The sequence below is a fragment of the Curtobacterium sp. 8I-2 genome (genome assembly GCF_902506155.1).
Taxonomy (GTDB): domain Bacteria; phylum Actinomycetota; class Actinomycetes; order Actinomycetales; family Microbacteriaceae; genus Curtobacterium; species Curtobacterium poinsettiae.
Genome location: NZ_LR732827.1, coordinates 2,171,304 through 2,186,155, shown reverse-complemented (window position 1 = coordinate 2,186,155; position 14,852 = coordinate 2,171,304). Strand labels below are relative to the sequence as shown.

Sequence of the window (14,852 nt, the reverse complement as noted above, 5' to 3'; positions counted from 1 at the left end):
CCTCATCACGGACTCGGTGCCGCACACACGGACGGAAGGCGCACCATGACCAAACCCATGCCCGAGAAGCCCAGCGTCGACGGACTGGAGCAGGTCTGGGGGCCCGTCTGGGAGCAGGACGGCACGTACCGCTTCGACCGCGACGCCGCCGGTCACCGCGACGCCGTCTGGTCGATCGACACCCCGCCGCCGACCGCCTCCGGTTCGCTGCACATCGGGCACGTGTTCTCGTACACGCACACCGACCTCAAGGCCCGGTTCGAGCGGATGCGCGGCAAGCACGTCTTCTACCCGATGGGCTGGGACGACAACGGCCTGCCGACCGAGCGTCGCGTGCAGAACTACTACGGCGTCCGCTGCGACCCGACCCTGCCGTACGACCCCGACTTCACGCCGCCGTTCGAGGGCGGTGACGGCAAGTCCTCGAAGGCCGCCGACCAGCTGCCCGTGTCGCGCCGCAACTTCATCGAGCTGTGCGAGCGCCTGACCGTGCAGGACGAGCAGCAGTTCGAGGAGCTCTTCCGCACGCTCGGCCTGTCGGTCGACTGGACCCAGTCGTACCGCACCATCGACGACACCTCACGAGCGAGCGCCCAGCGCGCCTTCCTGCGCAACCTCGAGCGCGGCGAGGCCTACCAGGCCGACGCCCCGACGCTGTGGGACGTCACGTTCCGCACCGCGGTCGCGCAGGCCGAGCTCGAGGACAAGGAGATGCCCGGCGCGTACCACGGCATCGCCTTCCACCGCACCGACGGTGGGGACGACGTCGTCATCCAGACCACCCGCCCGGAGCTCCTGCCGGCCTGCGTCGCCCTGGTGGCACACCCGGACGACGAGCGGTTCCAGGACCTCTTCGGCACCACGGTCCGCTCCCCCCTGTTCGACGTCGAGGTCCCGGTGCTCGCACACCACCTGGCGCAGAAGGACAAGGGCGCCGGCATCGCGATGGTCTGCACCTTCGGTGACACCACCGACGTCGTGTGGTGGCGCGAGCTGCAGCTGCCGAACCGCGCGATCATCGGCTTCGACGGCCGCGTGCGCTCCGACGAGCCCGCATGGATCGAGTCCGCGAAGGGCCAGGAGCTCTACGCCGAGATGGCCGGCAAGACCGTGTTCTCGGCCAAGAAGGTCGTCGTCGACGCGCTCACCGAGTCGGGCGAGCTGATCGGTGACGTCAAGACCATCCAGCACCCGGTGAAGTTCTTCGAGAAGGGCGACAAGCCCCTCGAGATCGTGTCGACCCGCCAGTGGTACATCGTCAACGGTGCGCGCGACGAGCAGCTGAAGAGCACGCTCCGTCAGCGCGGCGAGGAGATCGCGTTCCACCCGGACTTCATGCGCGTCCGCTACGACAACTGGGTCGGCGGCCTGTCCGGTGACTGGCTCATCTCGCGCCAGCGCTTCTTCGGCGTGCCGCTGCCGGTCTGGTACCCGCTCGACGCCGACGGCAACCCGGTGTTCGACCAGCCGATCGTGCCGACCGAGGCGCAGCTGCCCGTCGACCCGGCCTCCGAGCCCGCCCCCGGCTTCACCGAGGACCAGCGCGGCGTCGCCGGCGGGTTCCAGGGCGAGCTCGACGTCATGGACACCTGGGCGACCTCGTCGCTGACCCCGCAGCTCGCGGGCAAGTGGGAGACCGACCCGGCGCTCTACGACCTGGTGTACCCGTACGACGTCCGCCCGCAGGCGCAGGACATCATCCGGACGTGGCTGTTCACGACCGTGCTCCGCAGCCAGCTCGAGGCCGACGTGGTGCCGTGGAAGCACGCCAGCATCTCCGGCTTCATCGTCGACCCCGACCGCAAGAAGATGTCGAAGTCGAAGGGCAACGTCGTCACGCCGCTGTCCATCCTCGAGCAGCACGGTGCCGACGCGGTCCGCTACTGGGCGGCCTCGTCCAAGCTCGGCACCGACGCGGCGTTCGACCCGCAGAACCCGAAGCAGATCAAGGTCGGTCGTCGTCTGGCGATCAAGGTGCTCAACGCGGCGAAGTTCGTCTACGGCTTCCCGCTGCCCGAGGGCGCCACGAGCGTCACCGAGGCCCTCGACGTCGACATGCTCGCCGAGCTCGGCGCGGTCGTCGAGCAGGCCACCGCCGCGTTCGACGGGTTCGACCACGCCCGTGCCCTCGAGATCACCGAGCGCTTCTTCTGGACGTTCTGCGACGACTACCTCGAGCTCGTGAAGGAGCGCGCCTACGGCACCGCGTCCGACGCGACGCACGAGACGCAGGCGAGCGCGGTGCTGGCGCTGCGCGGCGCCATCGACGTGCTGCTCCGACTGCTGGCACCGTTCCTGCCGTACGCGACGGAAGAGGTGTGGGCCTGGACCCACGACACCAGCGTGCACCGGGCCTCCTGGCCGACCGCTGCCGACCTGCCCACCGACGCGGCCCCCACCGGGCTGCTCGCGGCCGTCGGACAGGCGCTCATCGGGATCCGCGGTGCGAAGACGGCGGCGAAGGCGTCCCAGAAGACGCCCGTGACGCGTGCGGTCGTCGCGGCGCCCGCCGAGACGCGGGTGCTCATCGAGCGCGCGGCGGTCGACCTGGCGGCCGTCGGCCGCATCGAGAACCTGTCGTTCGTCGACGGCGACGAGCTCGCAGTCACCGAGATCGAGCTCGCGGAGCAGCAGGCGTAACGTCGGTCATCCGGGTCGGGTCGCCTCGGCGACCCGGCCCGTCCACCACCGGACAGGAGGCACGGATGCAGTTGGGCACACGCTGGAACGTGGGTGGGGAGCCGCCTGCGCGACTGCCCGAGGCGATGGTCGTCACCGTGCGGGGCGTCGAGGACGAGCTGGCGGCGGAGTCCGTCGACACGGCGACGTGGGGGTGGACCCTGACGTTCCTGGAGGGCAAGCCGATCGTCGAGCTCGACGACGGCACCTCGATCCACCTCGACGACGCCGGGCACGCCCAGGTCACGAACCCCGACGACGCGGGCGAAGAGGACTAGCGCGGCCGCGTGCTGCGCGGCCCGCGGTTCGCTTGGTGAGCAGAAATGGTCGGGTCCCCACCGGGGACCCGACCATTTCTGCTCACGATGCGGGCGCCCCCACCGGGGAGCGCCCGCGTGATCGCCGAGGGATCAGGACTCGGCGAGCCAGGTGGCGAGGACCTCGTTCACCTCGGCGGTGTGCGTGGTGAGCAGGCCGTGCGGGGCGCCCTCGATCTCGACGTACTCCGCAGCGGGCAGGGCCTTCGTGAAGCGTCGGCCGGTGGCGTCGATCGGGAGGATGTTGTCCGACGTGCCGTGCACGATCAGGGCGGGGACGGTGACCTTCGGGATGTCCTGGCGGAAGTCGGTCGGCCAGGTCAGGGGTGCCGCCGCGGACGCGATCGAACCGGAACCGGCCGCGACGTTCCAGGCGTTCCGCACCTGCTCCTCGGAGATGCGGGTGCCGAGGTTCTCCGACAGGTTGAAGAAGTCCTGGTAGAAGTTCGTGAAGTAGGCGTAGCGGTCCTTCGTCACGTCGGCGGCGATGCCCTCGAAGAACGACATCGGGCCGGCGCCGTCGGGGTTGTCGTCGGTGATGGCGAGGAACGGCTCGAGCGAGGCGAGGAACGCGACCTTGGCGATCCGGTCCTCACCGTGTCGGCCGATGTAGCGGGCGATCTCGCCGGTGCCCATCGAGAAGCCGACCAGGATCACGTCGCGCAGGTCGAGGGTCTCGAGGACGGTGTGCAGGTCGTCGGCGAAGGTGTCGTAGTCGTAGCCGGTGGACGGCTGCGAGGACCGGCCGAAGCCACGGCGGTCGTACGTGATGACGCGGTAGCCGGCCTCGAGGAGCATCGGGACCTGCCCCTCCCACGAGTTGCCGTCGAGGGGGAAGCCGTGGATCAGCACGATCGGCTGCCCCTGGCCCTTGTCCTCGTAGTGGAGTTCGATGTCGACGCTGTTCTCGGTTCCGACGGTGATGGCACCCATGGTCGTTCCTTCCCTGAACTTCACAGAGAACGATCGTTCTCTGCCGATGTGGACTACAGTAGAGAACGCCCGTTCCCGCCGCAACTCGAGAACGGTGAACACTCAGGGAACGGGGTACACATGGTCGCCAGCACCGTCGAACCGGACGTCCGAGCGCACATCGTCGAGGTCGCCGACGAGCTGTTCTACACGCGCGGGATCCAGTCGGTGGGGATGGACGAGATCCGCACGGGCGCAGGCGTCTCGCTGAAGAAGCTCTACGCGGCGTTCCCCGGCAAGGAGCAGCTCATCGCCGCGGTGCTCGCCGGTCGGCACGACATGTGGGAGCAGGGCGTGCACGGTGCGGTCGAGGCCGCCGCCAGCCCGCGCGACAAGCTGCTCGCGGTCTACGACTTCCTGGAGTCGTGGTTCGGCGACGACACCTTCCGCGGCTGCGGGTTCATCAACGCCTTCGGTGAACTCGGCGCGACCTCGCCCGCGGTCGCCGAGATCGCGCGTGAGCACAAGGACTCGTTCCAGCGGTTCGTGCAGCAGCTCACCACCGAGGTCGTCGCCGACCCCGAGCACGCCGAGGAACTCGCCGCACAGCTCGCGCTGCTCGCCGAGGGCGCGCAGACCACCGCCGCCATCGCGGGCACCACGGTGCCCGCCGCGCACGCGCGCCGCGCCGCGGTGACCCTGATCGACGCCGCGATGCGCTGACACGCGACCGCACCGACACGGCGGACGGGAGGCACGGGGCCAGCCCGCCACGGGCCTCCCGTCCGCCCCGTTGCGGCGCGACGTCCGTAGGGTGGTTGCCATGGCAACCCCGTTCGACGTCCCGAGCACCCTCCCCTACGCCCTGCCGCCCTTCGGCGACGTGCGACTCGAGCACTACCGACCGGCGTTCGAAGCCGGCATGGCCGAGCAGCGCGCCGAGGTCGAGGCCATCGCCACCGACCCCCACGCCCCGACGGTCGAGAACACCCTGATCGCACTCGAGCGGTCCGGGCAGCTGCTGGCCCGCGTCAGCCACGTGTTCTTCACGCTGTCGTCGGCCGACTCGACCCCGGAGCTGCACGACCTCGAGGCCGAGATCTCACCCCTCCTCGCCGCCCACCGCGACGCGATCACGCTCGACGCACGCCTGTACGCACGGGTGCAGGAGGTGCTCGACGGCGCTTCCGCCGCGGGCCTGCAGGGCGAAGCGCTCCGCCTGGTCGAGCGGACCCACGCCGAGATGACCCTGGCGGGCGCCGGGCTCGACGACGCGGGCAAGGAGCGTCTGACGACGATCAACCAGGAACTCTCGACCCTCACGACGACCTTCGAGCGGAACCTGCTCGAGGACACCAACGAGTCCGCCGTGCACGTGACGAGCGAGGACGAGCTCGAGGGGCTCGACGACGGCGCGAAGTCCGCCGCTGCCGGAGCCGCCGCCGACCGTGGCCTGGACGGCTGGCTCATCACGCTGCCGCTGTACACCGGACACCCGTGGCTGTCGTCGCTGGCGAACCGTGCCCTGCGCGAGCGGATCATGCGGGCCTCACTCGCCCGCGGTCGTCGGGGCAACCAGTACGACAACCGCGACGTGCTGCTCCGGATCGTCCGGCTCCGTGCCGAACGCGCCGAGCTGCTCGGGTTCCCGAACCACGCCGCCGTCGTCACCGCCGACGAGACCGCCAAGACCCCCGAAGCCGTCGACGGCCTGCTGTCCTCGCTCGTCGGTGCCGCCGCCCGGAACGCCGACGACGAACGGGCCGTCCGTTCCCGCACGGTCGGCTTCGACGTCGAGTCGTGGGACTGGGCGTACGCGACCGAGATCCTGCGCGGGGAGCAGTTCGCCGCGGACAGCACCGCACTCCGCCCGTACTTCGAGGCGGACCGGGTCCTGCACGACGGGGTCTTCCACGCCGCCGGCGCCCTGTACGGCCTGACCTTCACGGAGCGCCCGGACCTGTACGGCTACAACGACGAGGTCCGGGTCTTCGAGGTCACCGGCGACGACGACGAGCCCGTCGGCCTGTACCTGCTCGACCTGTACACACGCGACGGCAAGCGCGGCGGCGCGTGGATGAACCCGGTCGTCGAGCAGTCCGAGCTCCTCGGCACCCTGCCCGTCGTGGTGAACAACCTCAACGTCGCGAAGCCCGCTGCCGGCTCCCCCACGCTGCTCATCCAGGACGAGGTGCAGACGCTCTTCCACGAGTTCGGGCACGCCCTGCACGGCCTCATCGCCCGCACCACCTACCCGCGGTTCTCCGGCACCAACGTCGAGCGGGACTTCGTCGAGTTCCCGAGCCAGGTGAACGAGATGTGGGTGTCGTGGCCGTCGGTGCTGGCGAACTACGCGAAGCACCACGAGACCGGGGCTCCCCTGCCGCCCGAGCTGGTCCTGGGGCTCAGCGAGTCCGAGGGGTTCAACGAGGGATTCGGCACGACCGAGTACCTGGCTGCCGCGCTGCTCGACCAGGCGTGGCACCGACTGTCGGCTGCCGAGGCGGCCGCGGTGACGGACGTCGAGGCGTTCGAGCGGGACGCCTTGGCAGCCGCCGGCATCGCCGTCGAGGCCGTGCCACCGCGGTACTCCTCGACGTACTTCGCCCACACGTTCTCGGGTGGGTACGACGCCGGCTACTACGGGTACATCTGGTCCGAGGTGCTCGACGCCGACACGGTGGAGTGGTTCCGCGACAACGGCGGGCTGGACCGGGCGGCCGGTCGACGCTTCGCGGAACGACTGCTCGGGGTCGGCGGCGCGAAGGACCCGCTCGAGGCCTACCGGGACTTCCGCGGCCGCGACGCCGAGGTCGGCCCGCTGCTGCGGCGCCGCGGGCTCGAGTAGGGCGCTGCGGGACCGGGCGCTTCCGGGCGTACCGCCACGAATCGGGCGTACCCGGTCGGAACTCCCGACCAGGTACGCCCGATCTCGCTTTCCATCGCACCCGTCGTGGGAAGCACCAGACGTCGATCCGCGGGCCGCGCCGACCGCCAGAGCACGACGAAGCCCCGCACCGATCCGGTGCGGGGCTTCGTTGCGAACGGAGCGCTACGCCGACTTCTCGACGCGCTTGGCCCGGGGCCGCGGCACGATCGTCGGGGCGGCGTTCTCGAGCACGGACTCGCGGGTGATGACCACGCGGGCGACGTCGTCGTCGGACGGGACGTCGAACATCACCGGGCCGAGGACCTCTTCGAGGATCGCGCGGAGCCCGCGAGCACCCGTCTGGCGCAGCACCGCGAGGTCCGCGATGGCCTCGAGCGCGCCCTGGTCGAACTCGAGCTCGACGCCGTCGATCTGGAACATCCGCTGGTACTGCTTGACCAGCGCGTTCTTCGGCTCGGTCAGGATCTGCATGAGCGCCGCCTGGTCGAGCTGCGACACCGTGGTGACGACGGGCAGACGACCGATGAACTCGGGGATCAGGCCGAACTTGTGCAGGTCTTCCGGCAGGACCTCGGAGTACAGGTCCTGGTGGTCGGTCGCACTGTGCAGAGGCGCCCCGAAGCCGATCCCGCGCTTGCCGACGCGCGAGGACACGATGTCCTCGAGCCCGGCGAAGGCACCGGCCACGATGAACAGCACGTTCGTCGTGTCGATCTGGATGAACTCCTGGTGCGGGTGCTTGCGACCGCCCTGCGGCGGGACCGAGGCGACCGTGCCCTCGAGGATCTTGAGCAGCGCCTGCTGCACGCCTTCGCCGGAGACGTCGCGGGTGATCGACGGGTTCTCGGCCTTGCGGGCGATCTTGTCGACCTCGTCGATGTAGATGATGCCGGTCTCGGCACGCTTCACGTCGTAGTCGGCGGCCTGGATCAGCTTGAGGAGGATGTTCTCGACGTCTTCACCGACGTAGCCGGCCTCGGTCAGGGCGGTGGCGTCGGCGACGGCGAACGGCACGTTGAGGCGCTTGGCCAGGGTCTGCGCCAGGTACGTCTTGCCACAGCCGGTCGGGCCGATGAGCAGGATGTTCGACTTGGCGATCTCGATGTCGTCGCGGTCTTCGGCGGCGGTGATCTGCCCCTGCGCCCGGATGCGCTTGTAGTGGTTGTAGACGGCCACGGCGAGGGCGCGCTTCGCCGGGTCCTGCCCGATGACGTACTCCTGCAGGAAGTCGAAGATCTCCCGCGGCTTGGGCAGTTCGAAGTCCCCGCTCGAGGTGTCCTCGCCGGCTTCGGCCAGACGTTCCTCGATGATCTCGTTGCAGAGCTCGACGCACTCGTCGCAGATGTAGACGCCCGGTCCGGCGATGAGCTGCTGGACCTGCTTCTGGCTCTTGCCGCAGAACGAGCACTTGAGGAGATCGCCGCTCTCTCCGATGCGTGCCATTCCCGTGCCTCCCTGATTGGACATGCCGGCCGCGCTGTCGCACCACCGCTGGTGCACCGCTGCTGGTGGGCACCTCGTCGTGGACACGAGCCTAACCGCAACCGGTGACACCGACCGCGATGCCCCTCCGCAATCGCGCAGCGCGTTCGCCCAGGGCGTGCGAGCCTGCTACGGTGATCCGGACTTCTCTACAACTTGTAGAACAGCACGTGCAGAACCACCCGGAAGGAACCCCATGCAGAAGCGTCTCGCCGCCGGCGGCGCCGTCACCCTCGGCGTCGCAGCCGTCATCGTCCTCGGCAGTGCCACGGCGGCCAGCGCGCACGTGTCCGCGACGGCCACGTCGACCGCCGCGAACTCTTACACCACGGCGACCTTCTCGGTCCCGCACGGCTGCGACGGCTCCCCCACCACGAAGATCGAGTTCCAGGTGCCGGAGTCCGTCATCGAGGTGACGCCCACCGTGAACCCGAACTGGAAGATCACGAAGGCGACCGAGCCCTACACCGACCCGTCGGCCTCGGCTTCGGCCTCCGACGAGGACCACGCCGAGACGGCCGCCGAGCGCGTCACGAGCGTCACGTACACCGCGAAGACCCCGCTGCCCGCCGACGAGCGCGACACCTTCGCGCTCTCGTTCTCGCTGCCGGACGGCAAGGCCGGCGACCTGGTCGAGTTCCCCGCGATCCAGACCTGCGAGAAGGGCAGCGTCGAGTGGAACCAGGAGCAGCAGGCCGGCGAAGCCGAGCCCGAGCACCCGGCGCCCTCGATCACCCTGACCGCCGCCGAGCCGACGGACGACGACGGCGACCCGATCGCCGCGACCCCGACGACCGAGGCTGCCAGCACGACCGCCTCGAGCGACCCCGACCTGGTCGGTCGCTTCCTCGGCCTCGGCGGCCTGGTGCTCGGCGCCGTCGCCCTGGTCGTCGCCGTCGCCGGCACGCGTCGTCGGAGCTCCACCAAGTGACGCAGCGCGGCCCGCGTCGGTCCCGCCAGTGGTCCTCTGCCCGGAGGCTCGTGGCCGGGACCGCCGCGGCCGTCGCGATCGCCGGTGGTGCGGTCCTCGGGCTCGCCGGTCCCGCCAGCGCGCACAACTACCTGATCTCGTCCGACCCGGAGGTCCGCGGCACGCTCACCGAGCTGCCCGAGGACTTCGACATCACCACGAACGACAAGCTGCTCGACATCGGCGGATCGGGGTCGGGCTTCGCGTTCCGCATCGTCGGGCCCGACGGCCGGTACTACGAGGACGGCTGCGTCGACGTCGAGGGGCCGTCGATGACCACGGCCGCCGCGCTCGGCGACTCCGGCAAGTACACCGTCGAGTGGCAGATCGTCTCCGCCGACGGCCACACCGTGTCCGACGAGTACCCCTTCACGTGGAAGGCACCGTCGGGCTTCACCCCGGCGTCGGGCGCGGCGAAACCCCCGACCTGCGCCACCGCGGGTGACGACGACGGCGGATCGGACACCACGACCGGTACGGCCTCGGGGTCGAGCGACTCGGCCGCGTCCGACGCGATCTGGATCGGCGCCGGTGGCATCGTGCTCGTCGGGGTGGTCGTCGCGGTGTTGCTGCTCCTGCGCCGCAAGCCGGCCCCGGAGTCCGACGACACCGACGACTAGCCACAACGCAACGACGAAGGCCCCGCACCGTTCGGTGCGGGGCCTTCGTCGTTCCTGCTGGAGCTACTTGACGAGCGCCGGCAGGTTCTTGCGGCTGGTGAGGACCTGGTCGATCAGGCCGTACTCCACGGCTTCCTGCGCGGACATGATCTTGTCGCGCTCGATGTCGTGGTTGATCTCCGCCGGCGTCTTGTTGGAGTGCTTCGACAGCGTCTCCTCGAGCCAGGTGCGCATGCGGAGGATCTCCGCCGCCTGGATCTCGATGTCGGACGCCTGACCGCCACCCTGCTGGGTCGCGGGCTGGTGGATCAGCACACGGGCGTTCGGCAGCGCGAGGCGCTTGCCGGGGGTGCCACCGGCGAGCAGCACCGACGCAGCCGAGGCAGCCTGGCCGAGGCAGACCGTCTGGATCTGCGGACGGATGTACTGCATCGTGTCGTAGATCGCCGTCATCGCGGTGAACGAGCCACCGGGCGAGTTGATGTACATCACGATGTCGCGGTCGGGGTCCATCGACTCGAGCACGAGCAGCTGGGCCATGACGTCGTCAGCCGACGCGTCGTCGACCTGCACGCCGAGGAACACGATGCGGTCCTCGAAGAGCTTGGCGTACGGGTCCTGGCGCTTGTAGCCGTATGCCGTGCGCTCTTCGAAGCTCGGCAGGATGTACCGATTGGACGGAGCCGGGACGTTCTGCGCGCCACCGAGCATGGGGAGATGCATTCTCGTTTCCTTTTCTTCGGTGGTGATCAGGACTGGGCGTCGGGCTCGGCTGCGCTGGTGGGCGTCTCGCCGTCGCCGACGGTGCCACCACCGCCGATGACCTCGGCGCTCGAGGCGCGGAGGTGGTCGACGAAGCCGTACTCGAGCGCTTCCTGGGCCGTGAACCAGTTGTCGCGGTCGTTGTCCTTGAGGATCTGCTCGACCGACTTGCCGGTCTGCTCGGCCGTGAGCTCCGCCATGCGCTGCTTCATGTCGAGGATGACCTTGGCCTGCGTCTGGATGTCGGCAGCGGTGCCGCCGAAGCCGCCGGAGGGCTGGTGGAGCAGCACGCGCGCGTTCGGCGTGATGTAGCGCTTGCCGGGCGTGCCGGAGGACAGCAGGAACTGTCCCATCGACGCGGCGAGGCCGATGCCCACGGTGACGATGTCGTTCGGGACGAACTGCATCGTGTCGTAGATCGCCATGCCGGCGGTGATCGAACCACCGGGCGAGTTGATGTAGAGGTAGATGTCCTTCTCAGGGTCCTCGGCGGCGAGCAGCAGCAGCTTGGCTGCGATCTCGTTCGAGTTGTCGTCGCGGACCTCGGAGCCGAGCCACACGATCCGGTCTCTCAGAAGGCGGTCAAAAACACTGGGGTTCAGTGTTGCTTCGGCCATGGAAAAGCTCCCGTTCAGTTGTCGCTTGTTGTCGAACTTATCGGGTGCAACGCACCAGTTCTCGTCTGTTCGCCGACAGCAATGCGGTGGTGCGGAAATACGGACGGGAGGCGCGGTGCCAGCTGGCACCGCGCCTCCCGTCTGTCGTACTGGTGGCGTCGAGATCGTTACTCGGCGTCCCCTGCCGGCTCCTGCGCGACGCCCGCCGTGAAGGCGGACAGGTCGACGGCGTCGCCGTTGGTGTCCTTGACGGTCACCTTGGACAGGACGGTCGCGACCGCCTTCGAGCGGGCGACCTCGCCGACCATGCCGGGGATCTGGCCGTTCTGGTCGATGACCTTGATGAACTCGGCCGGCTCCATGCCGTACTGCGCGGCGGCCTGGATGAGGTACTGGGTCAGTTCCTCCTGCGAGACCTGGATCTCTTCCTTCTCGGCGATCGCGTCGAGGAGGATCTGCGAGCGGAAGGCGGTCTCGCTGGACTCGGAGACCTCCTTGCGGTGCTCCTCGTCCTCGAGGCGGTTCTCCTGCTCGAGGTGACGGTGTACCTCGTCGGCGATGAGCTGCTCCGAGATCGGGATGTTGACGTCCTCGGTGAGCTTCTCGACGAGCTTGTCGCGAGCCGCGGCGCCCTGACCGAAGGTCTTGGACTTCGCGATCTGCTCCTTCAGGTCCGCCTTGAGCTCGTCGATGGTGTCGAACTGGCTGGCGATCTGGGCGAACTCGTCGTCGGCCTCGGGGAGCTCGCGCTCCTTGACGGCGGTGACGGTGACGGCGATCTGGGCGGTCTCGCCCTCGCGGTCGCCACCGACGAGCTTCGACTCGAAGTTCGTCGACTCGCCGGCGGTCAGGGACTCGAGCGCCTCGTCGATGCCCTCGAGCAGGTCGCCGGAGCCGATCTCGTAGGAGACGCCGGTGGCCGAGTCGACCTCGTCGTCGCCGATGCTGGCGGTGAGGTCGATCTGCGCGAAGTCGCCGGTCTTCGCCGGACGGTCCACCGTCACGAGCGTGCCGAAGCGGGTGCGCAGGTTCTGCAGCTCCTCTTCGATCTCGTCGTCCGACACCTCGACGGCGTCGACGGTGAGCTCGTACGAGGAGTAGTCCGGCAGGTCGAACTCGGGGCGGACGTCGACCTCGAAGGTGAGGACGAGGTCGCCGGTGAAGTCCGCGACGTTCGGCAGCTCGGCGACGTCGGCCTCGGCACGGCCGAGGATGCGCAGCTCCTGCTCTTCGACCGCCTGGCGGTAGAAGTTGTCGATGGCGTCACCGACGGCGTGGTTCAGGACCTCGCCGCGGCCGACACGCTGGTCGACGATCGCGGGCGGGACCTTGCCCTTGCGGAAGCCGGGGATGTTGATCTGCTCGGCGATGTGCTTGTAGGCGTGGTCGATGCTCGGCTTGAGATCGTCCGGCGTCACGTTCACGGTGAGCTTGACGCGGGTGTCGCTCACCTTGTCGACGGTGCTGGTGGCCAAGGGATGTTCTCCTGTTGGTTGACGTTCGTGTGGTCGGTGGTGCTCGGAGGACCTGGTCGGGGCGACAGGATTTGAACCTGCGACCTCCCGCTCCCAAAGCGGGCGCTCTACCAAGCTGAGCTACGCCCCGTTGGTTCGTGCCAGGGATCAGCCGCACACACCGAGGGGCGCATGCGACCCCGGTGAGTCTAGCGGTCCGACGGCGCACTGTTCCCGGGGGTTGCTCAGTCGTCCTCCGCGGCGCGTCGGAGACCCCGCCGCCACCGGATCCCGACGACCACCTGGACCCCCAGGGCGGCCACCGCGAGCAGCAGCCCGACGACGATCCGCCAGACGTGCAGCAGTGCGTGCGCGGGCTGCGACTGCGGGTCGCCGAACAGGTCGGGGCGCAGGGACAGGACCGCGGCGGCGAGGAGCACCAGCACGTACGAGACCACCCGCGACCGGCGGATCGTGCGTTCGGCGCCGGCGTCCGGCTTCGGGATGACGCGCGTCGGCATGTCGGTGCTCGTTCGTCCGCTACGATGGTCGGGCTGCGCCTGGTGCGCAGGCGCGGGGATGTAGCTCAATGGTAGAGCCCCAGTCTTCCAAACTGGCTACGCGGGTTCGATTCCCGTCATCCCCTCTCTTCGTCCCCTTTCTGCCGTCGCCGCACGGTGCGGTGTTGTTCGGCCCGTGCGCGGTGGGTCGCTCTGTGCGATGTCGTTCCGGCACACCGAGCGATCAACTCCGCACGGTGTGGACACGTGCGCACCGTGCATCTCGCCACCATCCAGAACCCGCCAGACCACAAGCCAGCGCGCGCAACGTACCCGTCGTCGGGTACCGATCATCACGTGGGTGGGCATCGTGGGAACAGCATCGTACGGCCGCGGCGTCGAGTGCGCCGGGATGGGATTCGTTCTCGGTGGATGACGGTTCCGGTTCACGATCCCCGAGGTCAGCGAACCGGAACCGTCACGGGCGAGGAGGAACTGGTGCCTCCCCCGGACCAGCGGGACCCGGACGGCGGACGCGCCCCGCGCCTCCAGGCCGGAGCCGGGGAGCACGGGGCGCGAGCCGCCGTCAGGACGGACGCGTCAGCGGTACGACGCGGCCTGTCCGTACAGCACCTTGGTGAAGGAGGAGACGTACGCAGACTCGTCGCCTCCCGGCAGGTTGTACGTCATGAAGACGCCGTACCCGTCGGCCTTCGTGCGCTGTGCGAGCGACACCGCCGTCGCCTGCGGGGTGTTCTGGATGTCGACCGCGGCGGCGGACAGCTTCGACTTCGGCAGGCCCGGGATCGTCGGCGCCGTGTAGGTGCCGTAGTACGGGTTCCAGGCGTAGTCGAGCTGCTTGCCGATCGACGGGCTCGCGGTCGTCAGGGCGTCGGACGACGGGCCGATGTCGTAGAACGAGATGATCTTGCCCGGCATGTCCGCACGCAGGGCACTGATGAGCCAGCCGATGGACTGCTGGTTCGGCTGCGGGGTGCCGTTCACGCCGTAGTCCGAGTACTCGTCGTCCAGGTCGACGCCGTCGAGTCCGTACTTCTTCACCGTCGCCGAGACCTGCGCCGCGAAGTCCCGTGCCGCGGCCTTCGTCGGGAAGTTCGCCAGGCCGGCGCCCTGGTGGTTGCCGAGCACCGAGAGCGTGACCTTGATGCCCTTGGCCTGCAGCGGTCGGATCTGCGTGGCGGCCTGGTCGAGGGTCCGCTGCACGTTCTCGTTGTTGTACAGCACCGCCTTGCCGTCCTCGTAGTTGATGTTCGCGGCGAAGATGATCGCCACGTCGAACGCGTTCGCGCCGTTCTCCAGCGTGTACCGGCCGACGTTGGCGAGCTCGTCGTTGTTCACCTCGACGTAGGCGATGCTCGTCGGCCCCGACTTGGTGGGCGCAGCGTGGTGCCCGTGACCGTGACCGTGGCCGCCGCCGTGGGACGCACCGTGGCCGTGCCCGTGGCTCGATCCGGACGAGGAGGGCGCCGCGGACGCTGCGGCGGGCACCAGTGGCGCCGCGAGCATGGCGACCAGTGCGGTCGCGATGCTGAACTTGGTGGACTGCTTCATGACACTCCTCAGCGAGTGACGAACCGGTCGGCGGTCGCCGACCGGGGGCCGCCGCCGGGACACCCGAAGTCCCGGCG

At 69.2% G+C, this 14,852-nt stretch carries 13 protein-coding genes and 2 tRNA genes; 7 read left to right on the top strand and 8 right to left on the bottom strand.

Annotated features, from left to right (window positions below; genetic code table 11):
* Nucleotides 1-45: 45 nt before the first annotated feature.
* Both valS and BOSE127_RS14105 read left to right on the top strand, forming a co-directional pair.
* Nucleotides 46-2,640 carry a valine--tRNA ligase gene (gene valS, locus BOSE127_RS14110; protein WP_056071378.1) on the top strand — a complete coding sequence of 865 codons (2,595 nt, stop codon included), beginning with the start codon at nt 46-48 and terminating at the stop codon, nt 2,638-2,640.
* A gap of 65 nt (nt 2,641-2,705) precedes the next feature.
* Nucleotides 2,706-2,957 carry a hypothetical protein gene (locus BOSE127_RS14105; protein ID WP_159557697.1) on the top strand — a complete coding sequence of 84 codons (252 nt, stop codon included), beginning with the start codon at nt 2,706-2,708 and terminating at the stop codon, nt 2,955-2,957.
* 132 nt (nt 2,958-3,089) lie between these two features.
* On the opposite strand, the gene BOSE127_RS14100 is transcribed toward BOSE127_RS14105, so the two are convergent.
* Complete coding sequence (locus BOSE127_RS14100; protein ID WP_140449372.1) at nt 3,090-3,929, bottom strand: alpha/beta fold hydrolase; 840 nt, start codon at nt 3,927-3,929, stop codon at nt 3,090-3,092.
* 120 nt (nt 3,930-4,049) lie between these two features.
* Between BOSE127_RS14100 and BOSE127_RS14095 the strand changes: the two genes are divergently transcribed.
* Both BOSE127_RS14095 and BOSE127_RS14090 read left to right on the top strand, forming a co-directional pair.
* Nucleotides 4,050-4,631, top strand: a complete 582-nt coding sequence (locus BOSE127_RS14095; RefSeq protein ID WP_159557695.1) for a TetR/AcrR family transcriptional regulator — start codon at nt 4,050-4,052, stop codon at nt 4,629-4,631.
* A gap of 100 nt (nt 4,632-4,731) precedes the next feature.
* Entirely contained in the window at nt 4,732-6,756 is a 2,025-nt protein-coding gene (locus tag BOSE127_RS14090) for a M3 family metallopeptidase (RefSeq protein ID WP_159557693.1), read from the top strand.
* A gap of 204 nt (nt 6,757-6,960) precedes the next feature.
* Here the strand turns inward: BOSE127_RS14090 and clpX are convergent, their stop codons facing one another.
* Complete coding sequence (gene clpX / locus BOSE127_RS14085) at nt 6,961-8,241, bottom strand: ATP-dependent Clp protease ATP-binding subunit ClpX (protein ID WP_017886000.1); 1,281 nt, start codon at nt 8,239-8,241, stop codon at nt 6,961-6,963.
* Nucleotides 8,242-8,476: 235 nt separating this feature from the next.
* Here clpX and BOSE127_RS14080 point away from each other — a divergent pair, with 235 nt between their 5' ends.
* Together BOSE127_RS14080 and BOSE127_RS14075 are read left to right on the top strand one after the other, a co-directional pair.
* Nucleotides 8,477-9,211: a YcnI family copper-binding membrane protein gene (locus BOSE127_RS14080; protein WP_017886001.1), complete on the top strand. Its 735-nt coding sequence runs from the start codon at nt 8,477-8,479 to the stop codon at nt 9,209-9,211.
* 50 nt (nt 9,212-9,261) lie between these two features.
* The gene (locus BOSE127_RS14075) at nt 9,262-9,870 is read left to right on the top strand and encodes a copper resistance CopC family protein (protein ID WP_056071387.1); all 609 of its coding nucleotides are present in this window, start codon (nt 9,262-9,264) and stop codon (nt 9,868-9,870) included.
* A gap of 63 nt (nt 9,871-9,933) precedes the next feature.
* Here the strand turns inward: BOSE127_RS14075 and BOSE127_RS14070 are convergent, their stop codons facing one another.
* The 5 genes from BOSE127_RS14070 to BOSE127_RS14050 form a co-directional block, all read right to left on the bottom strand.
* Nucleotides 9,934-10,593 carry an ATP-dependent Clp protease proteolytic subunit gene (locus BOSE127_RS14070; protein WP_031259232.1) on the bottom strand — a complete coding sequence of 220 codons (660 nt, stop codon included), beginning with the start codon at nt 10,591-10,593 and terminating at the stop codon, nt 9,934-9,936.
* 26 nt (nt 10,594-10,619) lie between these two features.
* On the bottom strand, nt 10,620-11,249 hold the full coding sequence (locus tag BOSE127_RS14065) for an ATP-dependent Clp protease proteolytic subunit (protein WP_035807635.1): 630 nt from the start codon (nt 11,247-11,249) through the stop codon (nt 10,620-10,622).
* A 167-nt stretch (nt 11,250-11,416) separates the two neighbouring features.
* A complete protein-coding gene (gene tig, locus BOSE127_RS14060) occupies nt 11,417-12,724 on the bottom strand; it encodes a trigger factor (protein WP_017886005.1) in 1,308 nt (435 codons plus the stop codon).
* Between the two features lie 53 nt (nt 12,725-12,777).
* Nucleotides 12,778-12,854: transfer RNA gene (locus BOSE127_RS14055), tRNA-Pro, on the bottom strand.
* A 94-nt stretch (nt 12,855-12,948) separates the two neighbouring features.
* On the bottom strand, nt 12,949-13,224 hold the full coding sequence (locus BOSE127_RS14050) for a hypothetical protein (protein WP_071252277.1): 276 nt from the start codon (nt 13,222-13,224) through the stop codon (nt 12,949-12,951).
* A 54-nt stretch (nt 13,225-13,278) separates the two neighbouring features.
* On the opposite strand from BOSE127_RS14050, the gene BOSE127_RS14045 reads away from it, so the two are divergent.
* Nucleotides 13,279-13,349 (top strand) — tRNA-Gly (locus BOSE127_RS14045).
* 454 nt (nt 13,350-13,803) lie between these two features.
* Here BOSE127_RS14045 and BOSE127_RS14040 read toward each other — a convergent pair.
* Nucleotides 13,804-14,775, bottom strand: a complete 972-nt coding sequence (locus tag BOSE127_RS14040) for an endo-beta-N-acetylglucosaminidase H (RefSeq protein ID WP_159557691.1) — start codon at nt 14,773-14,775, stop codon at nt 13,804-13,806.
* Nucleotides 14,776-14,852 lie beyond the last annotated feature (77 nt).

Bases quoted from the DNA above. Each gene is read 5' to 3' on its own strand.
- valS (WP_056071378.1), top strand. From the start codon at position 46: ATGACCAAACCCATGCCCGAGAAGCCCAGCGTCGACGGACTGGAGCAG.
- BOSE127_RS14105 (WP_159557697.1), top strand. From the start codon at position 2,706: ATGCAGTTGGGCACACGCTGGAACGTGGGTGGGGAGCCGCCTGCGCGA.
- BOSE127_RS14100 (WP_140449372.1), bottom strand. From the start codon at position 3,929: ATGGGTGCCATCACCGTCGGAACCGAGAACAGCGTCGACATCGAACTC.
- BOSE127_RS14095 (WP_159557695.1), top strand. From the start codon at position 4,050: ATGGTCGCCAGCACCGTCGAACCGGACGTCCGAGCGCACATCGTCGAG.
- BOSE127_RS14090 (WP_159557693.1), top strand. From the start codon at position 4,732: ATGGCAACCCCGTTCGACGTCCCGAGCACCCTCCCCTACGCCCTGCCG.
- clpX (WP_017886000.1), bottom strand. From the start codon at position 8,241: ATGGCACGCATCGGAGAGAGCGGCGATCTCCTCAAGTGCTCGTTCTGC.
- BOSE127_RS14080 (WP_017886001.1), top strand. From the start codon at position 8,477: ATGCAGAAGCGTCTCGCCGCCGGCGGCGCCGTCACCCTCGGCGTCGCA.
- BOSE127_RS14070 (WP_031259232.1), bottom strand. From the start codon at position 10,593: ATGCATCTCCCCATGCTCGGTGGCGCGCAGAACGTCCCGGCTCCGTCC.
- BOSE127_RS14065 (WP_035807635.1), bottom strand. From the start codon at position 11,249: ATGGCCGAAGCAACACTGAACCCCAGTGTTTTTGACCGCCTTCTGAGA.
- BOSE127_RS14050 (WP_071252277.1), bottom strand. From the start codon at position 13,224: ATGCCGACGCGCGTCATCCCGAAGCCGGACGCCGGCGCCGAACGCACG.
- BOSE127_RS14040 (WP_159557691.1), bottom strand. From the start codon at position 14,775: ATGAAGCAGTCCACCAAGTTCAGCATCGCGACCGCACTGGTCGCCATG.